The sequence below is a fragment of the Streptomyces sp. 7-21 genome, from assembly GCF_016741785.1.
GTDB lineage: Bacteria > Actinomycetota > Actinomycetes > Streptomycetales > Streptomycetaceae > Streptomyces.
On the sequence record NZ_JAERRL010000005.1, the window covers coordinates 118,604 to 134,742 of the forward strand.

General features: G+C 73.7%; 17 protein-coding genes. 7 read left to right on the top strand and 10 right to left on the bottom strand.

What is annotated here, in order from left to right; genetic code table 11:
* The first annotated feature begins 23 nt into the window (after positions 1-23).
* Positions 24-2,585, top strand: a complete 2,562-nt coding sequence (locus tag JK356_RS08085; RefSeq protein ID WP_201866892.1) for an ABC transporter permease — start codon at positions 24-26, stop codon at positions 2,583-2,585.
* A 42-nt stretch (positions 2,586-2,627) separates the two neighbouring features.
* Here JK356_RS08085 and JK356_RS08090 read toward each other — a convergent pair whose 3' ends face one another.
* The 3 genes from JK356_RS08090 to JK356_RS08100 form a co-directional block, all read right to left on the bottom strand.
* The gene (locus JK356_RS08090) at positions 2,628-2,789 is read right to left on the bottom strand and encodes a hypothetical protein (RefSeq protein ID WP_201866893.1); all 162 of its coding nucleotides are present in this window, start codon (positions 2,787-2,789) and stop codon (positions 2,628-2,630) included.
* A 109-nt stretch (positions 2,790-2,898) separates the two neighbouring features.
* Positions 2,899-3,189 (bottom strand): hypothetical protein, encoded by a 291-nt coding sequence (locus tag JK356_RS08095; RefSeq protein WP_236670960.1) that lies wholly within the window; start codon positions 3,187-3,189, stop codon positions 2,899-2,901.
* Positions 3,186-3,410 carry a hypothetical protein gene (locus JK356_RS08100; protein WP_201866894.1) on the bottom strand — a complete coding sequence of 75 codons (225 nt, stop codon included), beginning with the start codon at positions 3,408-3,410 and terminating at the stop codon, positions 3,186-3,188. The genes JK356_RS08095 and JK356_RS08100 overlap by 4 nt, the downstream gene beginning before the upstream one ends.
* A gap of 109 nt (positions 3,411-3,519) precedes the next feature.
* Here JK356_RS08100 and JK356_RS08105 point away from each other — a divergent pair, with 109 nt between their 5' ends.
* The 3 genes from JK356_RS08105 (at position 3,520) to JK356_RS08115 (ending at position 4,929) form a co-directional block, all read left to right on the top strand.
* Positions 3,520-4,377 carry a helix-turn-helix transcriptional regulator gene (locus JK356_RS08105; protein ID WP_236670961.1) on the top strand — a complete coding sequence of 286 codons (858 nt, stop codon included), beginning with the start codon at positions 3,520-3,522 and terminating at the stop codon, positions 4,375-4,377.
* Between the two features lie 8 nt (positions 4,378-4,385).
* On the top strand, positions 4,386-4,571 hold the full coding sequence (locus JK356_RS08110) for a DUF397 domain-containing protein (protein ID WP_307815494.1): 186 nt from the start codon (positions 4,386-4,388) through the stop codon (positions 4,569-4,571).
* A 154-nt stretch (positions 4,572-4,725) separates the two neighbouring features.
* Positions 4,726-4,929 carry a DUF397 domain-containing protein gene (locus tag JK356_RS08115; protein ID WP_201866896.1) on the top strand — a complete coding sequence of 68 codons (204 nt, stop codon included), beginning with the start codon at positions 4,726-4,728 and terminating at the stop codon, positions 4,927-4,929.
* Between the two features lie 125 nt (positions 4,930-5,054).
* Here the strand turns inward: JK356_RS08115 and JK356_RS08120 are convergent, their stop codons facing one another.
* Positions 5,055-5,636, bottom strand: a complete 582-nt coding sequence (locus tag JK356_RS08120; RefSeq protein WP_236670962.1) for a dihydrofolate reductase family protein — start codon at positions 5,634-5,636, stop codon at positions 5,055-5,057.
* Between the two features lie 143 nt (positions 5,637-5,779).
* On the opposite strand from JK356_RS08120, the gene JK356_RS08125 reads away from it, so the two are divergent.
* Positions 5,780-6,574: a thioesterase family protein gene (locus tag JK356_RS08125; RefSeq protein WP_201866898.1), complete on the top strand. Its 795-nt coding sequence runs from the start codon at positions 5,780-5,782 to the stop codon at positions 6,572-6,574.
* Between the two features lie 18 nt (positions 6,575-6,592).
* On the opposite strand, the gene JK356_RS08130 is transcribed toward JK356_RS08125, so the two are convergent.
* Positions 6,593-7,558: an aminoglycoside phosphotransferase family protein gene (locus JK356_RS08130; RefSeq protein WP_236670963.1), complete on the bottom strand. Its 966-nt coding sequence runs from the start codon at positions 7,556-7,558 to the stop codon at positions 6,593-6,595.
* A 116-nt stretch (positions 7,559-7,674) separates the two neighbouring features.
* Here JK356_RS08130 and JK356_RS08135 point away from each other — a divergent pair, with 116 nt between their 5' ends.
* A complete protein-coding gene (locus tag JK356_RS08135; RefSeq protein ID WP_201866899.1) occupies positions 7,675-8,223 on the top strand; it encodes a hypothetical protein in 549 nt (182 codons plus the stop codon).
* A gap of 39 nt (positions 8,224-8,262) precedes the next feature.
* On the opposite strand, the gene JK356_RS08140 is transcribed toward JK356_RS08135, so the two are convergent.
* Positions 8,263-9,714: an O-antigen polymerase gene (locus JK356_RS08140; RefSeq protein ID WP_307815472.1), complete on the bottom strand. Its 1,452-nt coding sequence runs from the start codon at positions 9,712-9,714 to the stop codon at positions 8,263-8,265.
* 43 nt (positions 9,715-9,757) lie between these two features.
* A complete protein-coding gene (locus JK356_RS08145; protein ID WP_201866900.1) occupies positions 9,758-10,636 on the bottom strand; it encodes an NAD(P)-dependent oxidoreductase in 879 nt (292 codons plus the stop codon).
* Positions 10,637-10,838: 202 nt separating this feature from the next.
* Here JK356_RS08145 and JK356_RS08150 point away from each other — a divergent pair, with 202 nt between their 5' ends.
* Positions 10,839-12,023 (top strand): glycosyltransferase, encoded by a 1,185-nt coding sequence (locus JK356_RS08150; protein WP_201866901.1) that lies wholly within the window; start codon positions 10,839-10,841, stop codon positions 12,021-12,023.
* On the opposite strand, the gene JK356_RS08155 is transcribed toward JK356_RS08150, so the two are convergent.
* From JK356_RS08155 to JK356_RS08165, 3 genes are read right to left on the bottom strand one after another with little or no spacing between them, the layout of a single operon-like run.
* Positions 11,963-12,802: a glycosyltransferase family 2 protein gene (locus tag JK356_RS08155; protein WP_201866902.1), complete on the bottom strand. Its 840-nt coding sequence runs from the start codon at positions 12,800-12,802 to the stop codon at positions 11,963-11,965. The genes JK356_RS08150 and JK356_RS08155 overlap by 61 nt on opposite strands.
* Entirely contained in the window at positions 12,799-13,284 is a 486-nt protein-coding gene (locus tag JK356_RS08160; protein ID WP_201866903.1) for a hypothetical protein, read from the bottom strand. The genes JK356_RS08155 and JK356_RS08160 overlap by 4 nt, the downstream gene beginning before the upstream one ends.
* On the bottom strand, positions 13,281-16,064 hold the full coding sequence (locus tag JK356_RS08165) for a LamG-like jellyroll fold domain-containing protein (RefSeq protein ID WP_201866904.1): 2,784 nt from the start codon (positions 16,062-16,064) through the stop codon (positions 13,281-13,283). Before JK356_RS08165 ends, JK356_RS08160 begins: the two co-directional genes overlap by 4 nt.
* Positions 16,065-16,139 lie beyond the last annotated feature (75 nt).

The window sequence follows — 16,139 nt, forward strand, 5'->3', positions numbered from 1 at the left end:
CGGCCCCTCCGATTGGCAGTCAGATGTTCCGCATCGCCCTCCGCAACATGCTGGCGCACAAGGCCCGTCTGCTCATGACCACGCTCGCCGTCGTGCTCGGCGTGGCGTTCGTCGCGGGAACGCTGATGTTCACCGCCACGATCAGCAAGGGCCTCAGAGACGCGGCGTCCCGCAGCTTTGCGGACGTCTCCGTCGCCGTGCGCCCCGCGGCAGGCGACTCGGACGCCGCCCGGTCCGGCCACGAACGCGCGGGCGTGCCGCAGGAGGTCTACGAGCGGCTCGCCGGGCTGCCGGGCGTGGCCAGCGCCCGCGGCACCGTCAGCGGCTACACCGGCGTGGCCGACGCCGACGACGAGCTGATCGGCGACGGCTTCCTCAACGAGGGCGGCAACTACGCCCCGGGCAGCGACGGCTCGGACCCCCGCGTCGACTTCACCGAGGGGCGGGGGCCCGAGTCGCCGGGCGAGGTGGCCCTCGACGCCGACACCGCCGAGGCGGGCGGCTACGAGGTCGGCGACGAGGTCCGGCTGTCGGTCAGCGGCCCCGTGCTGACACGCGAACTCACCGGTATCTTCACCACCGACGACGGCAGGGTCGCCGCGGGCGGCACCCTCGCCCTCTTCGACACCCCCACCGCGCAGCGCCTCTTCCTGGAGGAGGGCCTGTACGACCAGGTGGAACTGACGGCCGAGCCCGGCACCACGCAGCAGCAGCTGCGGGACGCCGTGCCCGAGGACCTGCTGGACGAGCACGGCCTGGAGGCCGTCACCGGCCAGCAGCTCATCGACGACCAGGCGGCCGCCATCGCCGACCAGACCAGCGAGATCAACACGGTCCTGCTGGGCTTCGCCGCCATCGCCCTCTTCGTCGGCGTGCTGCTGATCGCCAACACCTTCTCCATGCTGGTGGCCCAGCGCACCCGCGAGGTGGCCCTGCTGCGCGCCGTCGGCGCCTCGCGCCGCCAGATCACCCGCTGCGTGCTGGCCGAGGCCGGTCTCCTGGGCGCCGTCTCCGCCGTGGCCGGGATCGTCCTGGGCATCGGCGTGGCCGCCGGGCTGCGGCCGCTGCTCAACAACGCGGGCGCCGGGCTGCCGGACAACCCGCTGGTCATCAACCCGGGCTCGGTCATCGCCTCGCTGGCGGTCGGCGTCGGCATCACCCTGCTGTCCGCCTACCTGCCCTCCCGCCGCGCCGCCAGGACCTCACCCCTGGCGGCGCTGCGCAGCGTGGACGTCCCGCCGCCCCAGCGCCGCATGGCCGTCCGCAACGTCATCGGATCGCTGCTGACCGCCGTGGGTCTGCTGGTGGTCCTGGCGATGGTGGTGACGGGACAGGACCAGGGCGCCACGCTCATCGCCCTCGGTGCGGTCTGCGCGGTGTGCGGCCTGATCATGCTGACCGCCGCGCTGTCCCGGCCGCTGTTCGCCGCGCTGGCGCCGCTGGTACGCAGGTTCGGCGCCGCCGGAAAGCTGGCCCGGCAGAACGCCGCCCGCAACCCGCGCCGCACCGCCGCCACCGCGACCGCCCTGATGATCGGCCTCGCCCTCACCAGCGCGCTGACGGTCATCACCGTCTCGCTGCAGAACAGCATCCAGCAGGGCGCCGCCGACGGGCTGCGCGCCGACTACGCGGTCCGGATGTCGAACTTCGGCCCCGTCGACCCCGAGGTGGTCGAGACGGTGCGGGAGGTCCCCGGCGTGCGCACGGCGGCGGGGGAGAGCCGGGTCAGCCTGGAACTCGACGGCGACTCGACGACGGCGGTGATGTCCGACGGAGCCGCGTTCGCCGACGTGTTCCGCATGGAGATCGTGCAAGGTGACGTCAGCGCCCTCGCGCGGGGCGAGATCGCCGTCTCCGAGGGGTACGCCGAGGACCGGGGCCTGCGTCCGGGCGACACCCTCCAGGTCAGCTACCCGGACGGCGCCGAGGAGACGGTCACCCTCGGCGCGGTCTACGCCGACAGCACCGTGCTGTCGGACCTGGTGGTCGGCCAGGAACTCCTGGCGCCTCACCTGTTCCGCCTCGGCTACCAGACCGTCTACGTCGACACCGAGCGGAACAGCGGCGAGGGAGGCGACGACAGCGCCGTCATCGACCGCATCGAGGCCGCGCTCGGCAACAGCCCGGTGATCCAGGTCTCCACCCCGGACGACCTGTTCCGCGACGCCAACCGGCAGCTGAACCAGCTGCTGTACATGGTCTACGGGCTGCTGGGGATGTCCTTGGTGATCGCGGTGTTCGGCGTGGTGAACACCATGGCCCTGTCGGTCTTCGAACGGTCGCGGGAGCTGGGCATGCTCCGCGCGATCGGCCTGGACCGTGCCGGGGTGAAGCGGATGATCACGCTGGAGTCGCTGATGATCTCCATGCTCGGCGCGGTCCTCGGCCTGGCCCTGGGCACCTTCCTCGCCTGGGCGGCGGGCGAGGTGGCCCAGACCGTCTTCACCCGCTACAGCACCCAGCTGCCGTGGGACAGCTACGGCGTCTTCTTCGTCCTCACCCTGGTGATGGGCGCCCTCGCGGCGCTCTGGCCCGCCCGCCAGGCCGCCCGCCTGCACCCGCTGGAGGCCCTGCGGACCGAATAGCCTGCGGACCGAATAGGCCCGCGGCCCGGAACCGGCCCCGCGTCAGCGGCGTGGGGAGCGCAGCGGCGGGACCACGCTGAAGGGGCGGGCCGGGAGATGCGGCGGAGGCGGAGGCTCCTCGAACCAGTGCAGCGCGCGCTGGTAGAAGGCGTACCAGGCGGCGTCGGCGCGGCCGAGTACCGCGTCGAGAGCGTGTTTGGCCACGCGCCGGGCCGGAGCAGGCCGCGCCCGCGCGGCGGCGGCACCGAGCGCCGCTCCGCGAGGAGGAGCGCCACGTTGCGGCCGAGACGGTTCGGTCGTCGCGGCATGGGAGTCACCGCCTTTCCCGGGTGACGGCGGCCGTGGCCACATCGCGCCGCGCCTGGTCCTCGCGCGCCATGGCCGCCAGGCGGGCCAGGCACTCGGCGCAGCCGTAGAGCGGTGCTTCGGCGTGCGGGGTGTCCGGCCCCCACAGGGACGCCCGCCCCACCCACACCACCGGCCGCGCGCTGGCCCCGCACCCCAGCCAGCAGCGGCCCACCACCCACTGGCCCGGACGGGGTTCGGACGACACCGCGACGGTCAGGGCCGCCTCCGGCCGTCCCGGCCTGCGGTGCCTGCTCATCGCAGCCCGCCGCGCAGTCCGGCGCTGGTCGCGCTCTGTTCGTTGGCCTCCCGGACCTTTCTCGGCAGGTCCGCCGTGTCGCCGGTGGCGCCGCTGAAGCGCGGGCACACCACGAGCGTGTGCCGGGGCCCGCTGGTGTCTACCTCGACCGAGGCCTGGATGCCGAGGAGCACGAAGATGGCGCGCAGCTTGTCACGGGTAGCGTTCAGCTGGCCGTTCACAACCGGTTCTTCGCTGGGAGTGGGGGAGTCATGCGAAAACTTCCTCTGAGTGGTCGCGTGGTTACTAGCATTCGCGTCAGGTGACCGGCGCACCAGCCAGAGTCGTGGCATGGGGGCGAAGCACTACGAAGGGGTGTGCGGCATGGCGAGGCGTGGCCCATCGGCACCGGAGCTGCTGGCGGAGAATCTCAAGGCCCTGCGGGAGAAGTCAGGGCTGTCGCTCCGCGAGCTGGCGGACAAACTGGGGTGGGATCACGCCCACCTCCACAAGATGGAGAACGGCAAGAACCGTGGCAGCGAGGCCGTGATCGAGGCCCTCGACACGTTCTACGGCACGGGCCCGATGCTCAAGCACCTCTGGCTGCTGGCGGGTCAGCGGGCGTTCCGCGACAAGTACAAGCGGTACATGGAACTTGAGGCCGAGGCACGGGTGATGCAGCAGTACTGCCCGAGTGTGGTGCCGGGCCTGTTGCAGACCGAGGCGTACGCGCGTGAGCTGCTGCGTGCCTCTGATCTGGCCGGAGAGGAACTGGAGGATCAGGTCGCGGCGAGGCTGAGTCGCCAGACCATACTGACGAATGAGCCTCTTACTGACTTTCGCGCGATCCTTGATGAGGCTGTGGTGCGTCGGCCTCTGACTGCGTCCGATGAGTGGCGGGAGCAGCTAGCTCATCTGATCAAGATGTCCGAGCGCCCCAACGTGACCATCCAGGTGCTGCCGTTGCGTGCAGGGCTCCACGGACTGCACAACACAGACACGATGTTCCTGTGGCGCCAGAATGGCACTTGTGCTGCTTACACGGAGACCAGTTATTCCGGAGACCTCGTAGAGAGCCCAGAGGACGTGCAGCGCCTACGATTGACTTACGATCGCCTCCGCGATCTGGCGTTCTCGCCACGCGAAACTGTGGCGTTCCTGGTGCACCTGTTGGAGGACATCCCATGCGCGTCGCCCGAGCCGAGCTGAGCCGCGTGATGACTTGGCGCAAGAGCAGCTACTCGAACGCGGATGGCGGCAACTGTCTGGAGGTGGCCGACGGTTTCGCCGGGGTGGTGCCGGTGCGGGATTCGAAGCGGCCTGGTTCGGTTCTGGCTGTGTCTGCTGGTGCCTGGGCGGCGTTCGTGGCCCATGTGGGGGCAGCTGAGCACGGTCGGGTGTAACGCGGAGGGTGGTGTCCCTCGGTACGCGGCGACATCGTCCCGTGTCGTGCGGTTGCAGTGTTAGTTGGCCGAACGACATACCGGCGGTTGTCCGGTCGTCGTCGTACCATCGCGTGTCCGGCCTGTGTTCCGCTGGTGAGTTGGAGGACATCCGATGTGCGTCGCCCGAGGCGAGCTGAATCGCGCGATCTGGCGGAAGAGCAGCTACTCCAACGCAGACGGAGGAGCATGCTTGGAGGTGGCCGACGGTTTCGCCGGGGTGGTGCCGGTACGGGATTCGAAGCGGCCTGGTCCGGTTCTGACCGTGTCAGCTGACGCCTGGGCGGCCTTCGTGGCCCACGTGCGGCGTTGCGCCTGAGCGGCGTCTTCGCAGCCGACGTCCAGGTCATCCGCTTCTCTCCGGACGGCACCTCACCGCCCATGGCCAACGCCCCGTGCGACCTGTCCACGTGGCCCGCCTGACCGGCACCCGGGGGTGAGACGTCAGCGCTGGACGCGGTAGCGAAGGTGGAGGGCCCGGTGCCCTTGGACGACGGCCGGATCCTTGAGAAACACGTGGCCCCGGTGCAGTTTCGCGAAGTACGGGATGCCCTCCCCGAGCAGCACCGGCACGAGGCTGACCCACACCTCGTCGACCAGGCCCAAATCGAGGGCCTGCTGGGTGACGGACGCGCTCGCCAGGATGACGTCCTTGTCCCCGGCGATCTCCCGGGCCCGGGTGACCGCCGCCCCGATGTCCGTCACGAAGCTCGTCCTGGGCCAGCGGGTGGCGGCGTCCTCGGGCGGGCGGTGCGTGACCACGACGACGGGGGCGCCCACCGGGTGGGTGTCGCCCCAGCCGTCGGTGATGTCGAACAGGCGCCGACCCGCGACGAGCGCCCCGCAGCTCTCCGTCAGCTCCCGCATCACGCCCGCGCTGTCCCCGTCGACCCGCAGCGTGACGTCCCTGCTGGCGGTCGGCAGGGGCACCTCCCCCGTCTCGTACCACTCGAAGAGGTCCTCGACCCGGTCCCGCGGGTCCGCGATGAACCCGTCCAGGGACATCGTCATGTGGCTGAACACCATGCCCATCTGGTTTCCTCCGCTCGCTGGCCGTTGCCTGTGCCGACCCGGCCTGGCGGCGGAACGCACCGGTGCTGCCCGCAGTGCCACCGCAACGGCCGGGTACGGTGACCCGGTTGGCGTACCGCGCGGGGAGGAGCGCACCGTTGGCCAGTGAGGACAGCTACTACGTGCCGACCGGCGAGGGCCGTTACAAGCCGACCGCCCACACCGGCGGGGCGTGGCACCGGGACGAGCAGCACTTCAGCCCGCTCGGCGGCCTCCTCGTGCACGCCATGGACCGCTACCTCGCCACCCGGCCGCCCACGGGCATGGTGATGTCGCGGATCAGCTTCGACATCCTGGGCCGCCCGGCGCTGGACGAGTGCGAGATCACGGTGGAGACGGTCCGGCCGGGGCGCACCATCCAACTGCTCGAAGCCGTCGCGCGGATCGGCGGCCGGCCGGTGGTCCGGGCGCGGGCCTGGCTGCTGGTGTCGCTGGACACCGCCGCCGTCGCGGGCGGCGCGGCGGAGCGGCTGCCCGCGCCCGAGACGCTGGAGCGGTGGCCGATGACCGACCTGTGGCCCGGCGGCTACATCGCTTCCGTGGACGTGCGGCAGGTCGCCCCGCCGCGCCCGGGGCGCGCGGCGGCGTGGGTCGCCACGGACCTCGCGCTCGTCGCGGGCGAGACCAGCAGCGCGCTGGCGTCGTACGTGGCGCTCGTGGACACCGCCAACGGCATCGCGGTGCGGCAGCCGCCCACCGCCTGGATGTACCCCAACGTCGACCTGACGCTGCACTTCCACCGCCAGCCCGAGGGCCGGTGGACGGGCCTGGACACGTCCGTGACCTTCGGGCCGACCGGGCAGGGGCTGACCAGCACCGTGCTGCACGACCTGGCCGGGCCGGTGGGGACCGCGCAGCAGATGCTCACCGTGCGGCCGCTGCCCGGCAGCTGACGGCAGGCGCCCGGCGGGTCAGCCGGGCAGGCCGCTGTCGAACGGGGTGGTGCGCCAGTGGTCGAGGGCGGGCCGCAGCGCGTCCTTGAGCAGCGGCAGCTGCGGCACGAGGGCGAGGCAGGCCACCGCCCGGGCCATGCCGACCGCGCTGGCGAACCGCAGCACCCGCTCGTTGAGCGGCCGCAGCCCCCGTTCGCGCGCGGCCTCGTCGTAGGCGGCGGCGCAGCCGGGCGGCATGCCCGCCAGGTCCCACTCGACCGGGCCGAGGGAGACCAGTTCGAAGTCGGAGTACAGCGGGCCGTCCGCCCCGGCGATGATATTGACGGCCGGGGCGTCGCCGTGGACGGGCTGCAGCGCGACGCCGGGGAACGCCGCCTCGAAGGCCGCGCGGGAGCGCACCACCGGCTCCAGCACCTCCCACTCGTGCCGGGCGCGGTCCAGGTCGCCGGGCTCGATGAGGTCGGGGCGGGAGCCGAGGGCGTCGAGGCCGTCGGTGACGAAGCGGGGCTCGGCCGCCGCCAGGAACGGCAGCTCGCCCGGGTAGCCGCGCAGGGCGTCGTGCAGCCCGGCGACGAGGCGGGAGTGGTGCACGTAGTCCGGCTCGGCGCCCGCAGCGGCGTCCGTCTCGGCGTAGGCCCAGAACGTCATGGAGAACCCGTCGCGGCGCACCGGCTCGCGGGGCACCAGCGGGCTGGGCGGGATCACCCGGTGGCCCTGCTCCGCCAGCCAGTGCACCACGTCCAGCTCCCGCTGCTGCCGCTGAGCCTGGAAGGCGGGGTCGGCCGCGGCGTACGGCGGCAGGACGGTGGGGACGCGGACCACCACGGGGGAGGGGGCGAGGTGCACGACGACGGAGAACATGTCGTGGAGCACCCGGGCGTCGGTCACCGTCAGGCCGAGGCCGCGCCCGGCGGCGGTGGCCGCCTCGACGGCGCGTGCGGTGCGGGCGGCGAGTTCGTCGGGCGTCATCAGTGCTGCGGGCATCCGGTCATGCTCCCACACCGGCCCGCTGGGCCGCCGTGCGGCAGTCCGTCCCGTTCGGCATACGATGACGGATGGTTCGGCACGGACGTTCGAGCAGGTGGTAAGCGAGGGGCGTGGTGGGCGAGTTCAGCGGTGATCCGGAGCCCGGGCCGCCGCGTGACGACGCTGGCCGGCCCCGGCCCGTCCCGCCGCCCGTGACGCTGAGCGCGGCTCTGGCCCGGGCGCTGACCGCCGCTGCGGTCGCCGTGCTGGTGGTCGTGCTGGCCGCCGTGGTGGTCCTGGGCGAGCGGGCGGAGGAGCGGCCGGACCCGGGGACGGACGGCGCGCCGTCCGGGGCGCCCGCCGAAGCCGGGGAGCAGGAGCCCCGCGAGGCGTCACTGGCGGTGGCGCGCATGTCCGGCGGCTGGGACGAGGACTGCGGCTGCTACCTCGCCGCCGCGACCGTCCGGGTCCGCGCCCCCAAGGGCACGGGCGTGCGGGCGGCGTGGTACCGCGACGGGGAGCGCGAGGAGGTCGAGGAGGAACGCTGGGCCGGCCCCGGCGAGACGGCCGAGTTCCGCTACACCCACGAGGCCGAGGACTGCGCGACCCGCCATGAGCTGCGGGTCGAACTGGAGGCGTTCGACGGCATCTACGCCGACGGCAGCGTCAACATCCTCTGCTGAGGCGGCCCGGGCCCGGCCGTAAGCCGCCCCCGGCCGCCGTCAGTGCAGCGCGGTGCGCCGGTCGTGGCGGACGGTGGTGACCAGGGCCAGGCACAGCGCGGCGATGGCGATGCGGCCGGACGCCTGGAGCAGCGAACCGCGCAGCAGGATGAAGCTGTACCCGGCGAGCAGCGGCACCACCACGGCCATCACGTTGCCCGGCGAGCGGTCGTCCACGGTGTGCCGCACGTACCGCCGGTCGGTGCGGGCGGCCAGGTAGCCGGCCAGCACGAACCCGGCGAGCATGCCGGGCGTGCCGAAGTCCAGCCACAGCTCCGCCCACAGCGGCGAGGAGAGGTTGAAGCTGTCCGTGCCCATCCACTCGCCGACGACGAAGCCGGTGTCCTGCGGCTTGCCCTCCCACATCGAGCGGGGCACGAAGAACAGCGCCGCGCCCGCCAGCTGGCGGCCGTAGGTGTGCCCGCCGCCGTCGCCGCTGTAGGTGATGGTGTTGGCGAGCATGTTGACCTGGTCGTAGTCCTTGACGACCAGCGGTTCCAGCACCGAGCCGGTGTCCAGGGACGCGGCCGGCGGGCCGTCGTCCTGGTAGCGGAAGCGGTCGCTGAACGGGAAGACCAGCAGCGCGCCCGCCACGCCCAGCGTCAGCGCCGCCCGGTAGGCGACCGGGCTGCGCGGGAAGACGGTGAACAGCAGGGCGAACAGCACCGTCAGGAACCAGTACCGCGGGTTGGTGACGGGGTTGTTGACCACGGCGTTGACCCCGAGCAGCCCCAGCCACGGCAGCAGCACGGCGGGGCGGCGCCGCGCGTCGCGGGAGGTGACCAGCCAGCGGGTCAGGAACAGCAGCGCCAGCAGCGCGGGCACCGTGCCGAAGCCCCGCAGCAGCGCGTTGCCCGCCTCGCCCGCGCCCTCGCCGCCCGTCGCGGCGGCCAGCGTCCGGCCCAGCTCCTCGCGGCTGGTGAAGAACACCGCGGGCCCGCCGACCCGGAGCACCAGCACGGTGCTCGCCAGGTAGGCGAACGCCACCAGCAGGTACAGCCGCCGCCGGTGCACCCGGGCCACCGGCGGGCGGCGCGCCCGCAGCGACGGGCGGTGCCGCGCCAGCAGCGCGCCCACGTCGAAGGCGACCATGCCGCACAGCACCAGCACCGTGGCGAGCTGGGTGTCCTCGCGCGGGCCGAGCACGGGCGTGGGGTCGCGGGCCAGCACGGACTGCGCGAGCGGCGCCACGCCCATCGCCAGGTAGCAGAACAGCCAGAACACGCCCTGCACCAGCCGCCTGCGGCCCGACAGCACCATGGCGCACAGCCGCACCCCGGCGTACGCGGTGACCGTCAGCTGGAGCCAGAACGCGGTGTCCCGCGCGCCTTCCCCGGGCTGGGCGGCGACTGCCAGCGGCAGCCCGGCGGTGACCGCGGCGATCAGCGGTACCGACAGCGGCAGCGACAGCAGCGGGCGGTGTGCGGGCCGCGTCCCGGCCTCGGCGGCCACCGCGTCACCCCTCCCTGTTCACCTGCCGTCGCGGGCCGCCAGCTTACCGGCGCGGCGCCCCGCCGTACCGGATCTCCTCGAAGACCCGGCTGGCGCTCTCGCGGCCGAAGCCACGCGCGATCTGACGTGCCATCAGCGACTGCGCGACGCCGGGCACGTCCGTGGCGATGCCCTGCTCGCGGGAGGCCGCCACAATCAGGTCCACCGCCTTGTGGTTGAACTCCAGGGACTGCTCCCCGGCCGTGTAGTCGCCGCTGTCGATCCGGTCCGTGCCGAGCGGCAGCGCGGCCGCCATCGCCTGGAGGAACGGCACCGCCTTCGCGGTGAACTCCTTCGCCGGAACGCCCCCGGTGGCCAGCAGCGCGGCGCCGTGCCAGTAACCGGCGAACATCCCGTACCTGCCCGCCAGCAGCGCCAGATCCCACAGCGAGGCCCGGCCCGGATCGGCGCCGACGAACGACACCGTGCCGAGCGCCCGCAGCGTTCCGGCGTGTGCGCCGAAAATCTCCTGCGGGCCGCTGAAGAGGAATTCCGCCTCCGGTTTTCCGACCAGGGGCGGCGTGGCCATCATCGCCCCGGCCAGATACGGAATGCCGCGCCGCGACGCCCAGGCGGAAAGCTCCCGGGCGCCGCGCGGCATCAGCGTCGTGCACACCACCACCGGCCGCCCGGCCAGGGCGCTGACCACCGGCCCGGGAGACAGCACCCCCTCGACGGCGGCCCGGTCGAGCACGGTGACGAGGACCAGGTCGCTGGCCGCGACCGCCTCCTCCGGCCGGGCGGCGCGCATTGCCCCGCGCGCCACCTGCGCGGTGTCCCGGCCCGGCGTGCGGTTCCACACCGTCACCCGGTGCCCGGCGGCCCGCAGCGCGTCGGCGACCGCCCGTCCCATCGCTCCCATGCCGAGAACGGCAACACGCATGCGGAAAAACCCCTTCCGGCAAGAACGGAAACGCGGAAAAGAAAAGGAAAACTCCTGGACGCCCCCATCCTCAGCCGGAGCGGAAAACGCCGGCAAGTACGAACTTGGAAGTAAGCACTTACCCGAAGGTGAGGCACCCGGCCGGTTCTGCGATGATGCGGCGGGGAACCCGCACGGGGGAGACCAGGGGAGGGGAACGGCCGTGAAGGTGCTGCACGTGGTGACGCTCCACACGCCCACGCACGCGTTCGGCGGGCCCACGCGCGTCGCGCTCAGCCTCACCCGCGGCCTGCGCGAGCGCGGGCACCAGGCCGTGCTGGCCGCCCTGGGCGACGAGTTCGGGCCGGGGCCGCTGCCGCGCACCGTGGACGGGGTGCCGGTGCGGCTGTTCCCGGCCCGGCACGTGCTGCCGCGGTTCGAGGTCAGCGGCATCACCTCACCCGCGCTGCTGGCGCGGGCCCGCCGCTGGGCGCGGGCCGCCGACATCGTCCACGTGCACCTGATGCGGGACCTGATCACCCTGCCGTTCGCGCTGCTGGCGATGTCGGCCGGAACGCCCGTGGTGCTCCAGACCCACGGCATGGTCGACCCGACGGACAAGCGGGTGGCGCGGCTCGTCGACGTCCTCGGCACCCGCCGGGCGCTGCGCCGCGCCGACGCCGTGCTGTACCTGACGGAGCGGGAACGGCGGGAGACCGCCGCCGTGGCGGCGCCCGCGCCGCTGGCGCCCGCCTGGCGGCTCGTCAACGGCGTGCCGCCGCAGGACCGTTCCGGCGCCCGGACCGGGCCGCCGGTGGTGCTGTACCTGGCGCGGGTGCAGGCGGGCAAGCGGCCGGAGGACTTCGTGCGCGCCATGCCCGCGGTGCTGGCGCGCCACCCCGGGGCCCGGTTCGTGATGGCCGGGCCGGACACCGGCGCGCTCGCCGGGACGCTGGCGCTGGCCGAGTCGCTGGGCGTGCGCGGCTCGCTGGACTACCTGGGGCCGCTCGACCCGCCGCAGGCGATGGCGCAGCTGCGGCGCGCCCACGCGCTGATGGTGCCCTCCGTGCAGGACGCCTTCTCCATGGCGGTGCTGGAGGCGATGTCCGTCGGCACGCCCGTGGTCGTCGCGCGGACCACCGGGCTGGCGCCGGACGTGGCGCGGGTGGGCGCGGGCCGCACCGTCGACGTCAGCGACGCGCCGGACGCCGACAACGGCCCGGCGTTCGCCCGCGCCCTGCTCGGCCTGCTCGAACCGGCCGCGCACCAGGCCGCCGCCGAGGCGGCCTGGCGGCTGGTGCGGGACCGCTTCACGATCGACGCGGTCGTCGGCGACCTGCTGGACGTCTACCGGCGGGTGCGGGCGGACGCGCCCTCCCGCGCCTTCAGGCCGATCTGCCAGCGGTAGAAGCTCATCGCCAGGGCGTAGTCCAGGCCCGCGCGCCCGTCGAGGAAGCCGCGCCGCCACAGGTAGGCGTAGGCGAACGACACCAGCGGCTTCAGCGGCGCCCGGTGGAACAGCTGGCCCTGCCGCGTCTTGGCGGTGCGCACCTGCTCGCGGACCTCAGGGTGGTTCTCCAGCCACGCCTCCCAGTCCGAGTAGCGGTTGTGCCGCTCGAACCAGGTCCGCACCGGGTCCAGGTCCCGGTGCTCGATGGTGGCGCGCAGCCGGTAGACGGGGTCCGCCAGCGGCTGGTAGTGCCCCTCCTGCTCGCCCATGCCCGGCGCGTCGAGGTCGTCCGGCTCGGGGAAGCGGGCCCGGGTGCGGTCGACCAGCGCGCGCTTGACGATGGTGTGGCCGTGGCGCAGCCGCCGCCCGGCGAACCAGTAGCCCAGCGGGATGTCGAACGCGGCGGGCCGCACCCGCCGCCCGTCGCCGAAGATCCGGTACAGCTCGGCGAGCAGCGCCGGGCTGGGCGTCTCGTCGCCGTCGAGGAACAGCACCCAGTCGGTCTCGGTGCGCACGTGGTCCAGGCACCACTGCTTCTTCTTCGGGTACCGGCCGTCCCACGTGTAGTCCACGACCTCGGCGCCCGCCTTCTCGGCGAGCTGGCGGGTGTCGTCCGTGCTGGCCGAGTCCACCACGGTCACGCTGGCGGCGTGCCGGATGACGGAGCGGACGGCGCCGGTGATGTTGGCCGCCTCGTTCTTGGTCGGGATGATGACGGCTATCGGCAGCGGGCTCACTCGGCGCCTCCCTCGCCGAGGGCCTCCTCCAGCAGGCCGGTGTGCTCCGGGCACAGGTGCCTGATGGCGTCCTCGGCCCCGGGTATCTCGCCGTCGCGCAGCGCGGCGACGGCGGCGGGCCGGTCGTGCCGCGCCAGGTAGCCGACGCGGTCACAGGCTTCCGTGCCGAGCTGGAGCACGGCCGCCGGGTCCGTGCCCTCGGGCACCCGGCCCGTCAGGTAGTCGCGTTCCTCCTCGGTGAACGAGCCCTCGGCGGGCGTGAGTTCCTCCCGGGGCACCGTCCGGCCCGTCATGCCGTCCTCCTCTCCGGCGGGCGCCTGCGGCCCGGCCGGTGTCTGCTCTTCCCCAGGCGGCGCGGCGGCCGGGCCGCCGGCCTCCGCGCCGCCAGAGGAGCCGCAGCCCGCGAGCAGCAGCGCCAGCGCCGCGGCCGCCGCTGCCGCGGCCGTCCGTACGCGGGGCCGCCCCCCCGCCCGGGCGCTCACGGCGCCCCGTACAGCAGGTCGAGCCGCGGCCGCTGCGCGGACGACCCGCTGGCCTCACGGGCCCACAGCCACAGGCTGTCGGTGCCCTCGGCGGTCAGCGCCAGGTCCAGCGTGCCGCCGGCCGCGTCCGCGACCGCGTCCAGCGGCAGCGGCACGGCCGCGACCGAGCCCCGCTCCAGCGGCCCGCTGGCGGTGGCGAGCACGTCGTCGCCGAGCGCGGGTCTGGTGGCGTACGACGTGGCCTCCTCGGACCAGTCGCCCTCGACGGGCCGGATGAGCACGTCGTCGGCCGAGTCGGCCGCGTCCTCGCTGGACACGCCCAGCCACAGCGTGGCGCTCTTCAGCTCGGTGCCGGCCGGCGGCTGCGGCACCTCGAACCGCAGGTAGCTCTCGTACGGGCTGTCGCCGCGCACCGCCAGCTGCTGGTGCGTGCCGTACACGGCGCTGGGCGCCGCGCCGTTGACGTACGTGTCGGCGACGGGGTCCAGGCTGGTGAGGCTGTCCACCGGCTCCGACGCCGCCGCCAGGTGGGCGCTGATCCGGGCGGCGGGCAGCTGCTCGCCGTACACGGCGGTCTCGTCCAGCTGGCCGTCGAAGTAGTCGCTGGCCGGCCGGTCCGGCCAGCGCAGCAGCGCGTCGCCACCGGTGCGCCAGTAGTAGCCGCTGAGGTTCCGGGCGGAGGTGACGCGGTTGTTGCTGGCGACGAGCTCGCCGTCCACGTACAGCTCCAGGCCGCGCGGCCCGATGGACGCGGCGGCGTGGTGCCACTCGCCGTCGTTGTACGGCTCGCTGCTCGTCGCCAGCCGGTAGGTGCCGTTGTAGACGCCGAACCGCAGCCGGCCGTCGTCGAGCATGTACAGGTTGTTGTCGTGGCTGTAGCTGTCCTGGAGGATGCGGTCGCCCATCCCGATCAGCTTGCCGCCCTCATCCGTGGTCGTCCGGAACCACGTCTCCAGCGTGTACTCGGTCACGCCCGAGTAGGGCCGCTCGTTGTACGTGTAGGCGTCCGTGCCGTCGTACCCGACGGCGGCAGCCTGGGGGCCCGGCACGGCCGGGTCGGCGCCGCGCTGCGGGCCGCCGCGGTGCGCGCCCGCGCTGCCGTTGCCCGAGGCGTCGGACGCGAAGTTCCCCGCCGTCTCGTCGTACGGCCAGTACAGCAGCGGGTCGTCGGCGAGCACGGCCGCCGCGTACGGCGGCGTGCTCGCGGCCGCCATGGCGGTGACCGGCGGCGACAGGGCGCTGGTGTTGCCCGCGCCGTCGGTGGCGGTGATCCGGTAGCTGTGCGTCTCGCCGGGCTCGGCGGCGTCGGTGAACGACAGCTGCGGGCGCCGCCAGGGCACCGACTCGGCGTCCACGGTGTGCACCGGCTCCGGGGCGCCGTCGCGGTAGACGCGGTACGTCAGCAGCGAGTCGTCCAGGTCCAGCGAGGGCCGCCACGTCAGCTCGATCTCACCCGGGACCAGGCTCCTGGCGTGCGCCTCGGGGACCGAGGGCGCGCCGGTGTCGGGGCCGGTCGCGAAGCGCGTCAGGCCCCACTGCGGCTCGCCGTTGACCGTGGTGAAGCCGCCGCCGACCCACAGGTAGTCGCGGTCGTCGCCCGGCACGTCCTCGGCGACCGCCAGGGTGCGCGGGCCGAGCGCCTCGCCGAGCCCGTCGTTGGTGTTGGGGAACCAGCCGAGCAGCTTCGGGTCGTGCACCGACTGGGCGAACAGGTGGTACCGCTCCTGGTTCGGGAACTCGCCCATGCTGGCGCAGTTGTGGGCGTGGTGCCCGCTGTAGAGCACCTCGTCGTGCACGGCGACGGCCTGCGTGGCGCCCAGGCAGGTGTCGCGCCACCGCTCGTCGAAGGTGTCCAGGTCCAGCGCGATCCGGCCGTCGAACACGCCCGAGCCGGTGCCCTCGTGCCCGGTGTAGAAGCCGGTGTCGTCGGTGGTGATGTCCTGCACGGTCGAGGCGCGTTCGATGAAGCCCAGCGGGTAGGCGCGGGCCACCTCCCCGGTGTCCGCGTCCACCACGGCCAGGGCGTGCGAGTTCTCGCCGTTGACGGTGAAGAAGTCCCCGCCCAGCAGCACGTGTTCCCCGTCGGGGGTGACCTCCACGGCCTTGCCCGGCTCGTCGGCGTCGGCCACCCAGCCGTCCACCACGTCCCCGTCGCGGGTCACGGCCGCGAACCGGGACCGGCCGGTGCCGTCGATCCGCGTGAAGTTCCCGCCCAGGTAGACCCGGTCCTCGGTGACGGCCAGCGCCCGGACCATGCCGTTGGCCGAGACGGGGAACGGCTCGCGCGTGCACGAGGCGATGTCGACGGCGGCCAGGCTGGAGGCGCCCGAGCCGCCCGCCGAGCCGAACGTGCCGCCCACGTACAGCGTTTCGCCGTCCGGCGAGACCGCCAGCGCCCGCACCGACGCCGTGCCCGAGCCGACCGTGAACGGCATCTGGCAGTCGGCCGGTTCACCGGTCGCGGCGTCGAAGACCGCGAAGTTCAGCGCCTCGTGCTCGTCCTCGCCCGGCTCGGCGCCGGGCGGCCGGATCGCCGAGAACGTGCCGCCGACGAACACCAGGCCGCCGGCCTCCGCCATGGCGTAGACGATGCCGTTGGTCTGCCACGTCGGCAGCGTGTCGGCCGTCATGCTCACCGGCGGCGTCAGCGCCCCGGCCCGCTGTGCCGGGCTCCCGGGCACCCCCAGCAGCCCGGCGGCCACCGCGAGCCCGGCGGCCAGCGCCGCCGCCCGGGCCCGCCAGCCTCTGCGTCCGCGCCCTGCGCGCGACTGACTTCCCATGCCCCTGGCCGATCCCCTCACCGCTCGCTCGAAGTCCTTGGAAAAACCCTGCGGTCCCTGTCAGTTGGACCACTC

What these genes read in the sequence shown, in the direction of transcription:
- JK356_RS08085 (WP_201866892.1), top strand. Translation starts at nt 24, where the DNA reads ATGTTCCGCATCGCCCTCCGCAACATGCTGGCGCACAAGGCCCGTCTG.
- JK356_RS08095 (WP_236670960.1), bottom strand. Translation starts at nt 3,189, where the DNA reads ATGAGCAGGCACCGCAGGCCGGGACGGCCGGAGGCGGCCCTGACCGTC.
- JK356_RS08105 (WP_236670961.1), top strand. Translation starts at nt 3,520, where the DNA reads ATGGGGGCGAAGCACTACGAAGGGGTGTGCGGCATGGCGAGGCGTGGC.
- JK356_RS08110 (WP_307815494.1), top strand. Translation starts at nt 4,386, where the DNA reads ATGACTTGGCGCAAGAGCAGCTACTCGAACGCGGATGGCGGCAACTGT.
- JK356_RS08115 (WP_201866896.1), top strand. Translation starts at nt 4,726, where the DNA reads ATGTGCGTCGCCCGAGGCGAGCTGAATCGCGCGATCTGGCGGAAGAGC.
- JK356_RS08120 (WP_236670962.1), bottom strand. Translation starts at nt 5,636, where the DNA reads ATGGTGTTCAGCCACATGACGATGTCCCTGGACGGGTTCATCGCGGAC.
- JK356_RS08130 (WP_236670963.1), bottom strand. Translation starts at nt 7,558, where the DNA reads ATGCCCGCAGCACTGATGACGCCCGACGAACTCGCCGCCCGCACCGCA.
- JK356_RS08145 (WP_201866900.1), bottom strand. Translation starts at nt 10,636, where the DNA reads ATGCGTGTTGCCGTTCTCGGCATGGGAGCGATGGGACGGGCGGTCGCC.
- JK356_RS08165 (WP_201866904.1), bottom strand. Translation starts at nt 16,064, where the DNA reads ATGGGAAGTCAGTCGCGCGCAGGGCGCGGACGCAGAGGCTGGCGGGCC.